The organism is Oleiphilus sp. HI0043, from assembly GCF_001634935.1.
Window position 1 is genome coordinate 1 of record NZ_LWEY01000352.1, and the last position, 673, is coordinate 673.

The following is a 673-nucleotide window of genomic DNA, read 5'->3' on the forward strand; positions in this document are numbered from 1 at the left end:
AATAAGCAATTCACCCCAAAATAGACAGATTCATTCAAGGAAATGGGCCGACATGACGATAACTAGTCTATAGCTTGCTCACTACACACTATCTAAAAATAACGCGCTTAAAAAATACTTAGGGTGTCTCTATGAAGATCAATATGCCGGTGACTGACAATGAAGTCATGATGGTCGAAGGCCAGACTTTGGTTTCTAAAACTAATCTCAAAGGTATTACGACTTACGTCAACCAAGCATTTATCGCTATTAGTGGTTTTACTGAGCAAGAACTGGTCGGGAAAAATCATAATGTTGTCAGGCACCCTGATATGCCGCCCGAAGCCTTTAAGGATCTTTGGGCAACAATGAAGAAGGGCCAACCCTGGACGGGAATCGTCAAGAACCGTTGTAAGAATGGTGACTTTTATTGGGTGAAGGCGAATGTGACACCTATTTGGGAAAATGGCAATATCACTGAATATATGTCGGTTCGTTCGATTCCCAGTCGTGAAGAGATTGCCGCTGCAGAAGGCGCCTATGTTGCCCTTAAAAATGGCGAAATAGCCTTGGATGGCGGCAATGTCGTTAAGCCAGGCATTACTCAATATCTTCCTAAATTAGGCAATATAAAACTCACTCAGCAGTTTATGTTTCTGGGTGTAGTGTTTCTAATGCTCAGCGCATTGATAGT

General features: G+C 42.3%; 1 protein-coding gene. It reads left to right on the forward strand.

The window, feature by feature from the left end:
* Positions 1-131: 131 nt before the first annotated feature.
* Positions 132-673: PAS domain-containing protein (locus A3729_RS04905; protein ID WP_156497672.1), on the forward strand; the 542-nt coding region annotated here is incomplete at its 3' end.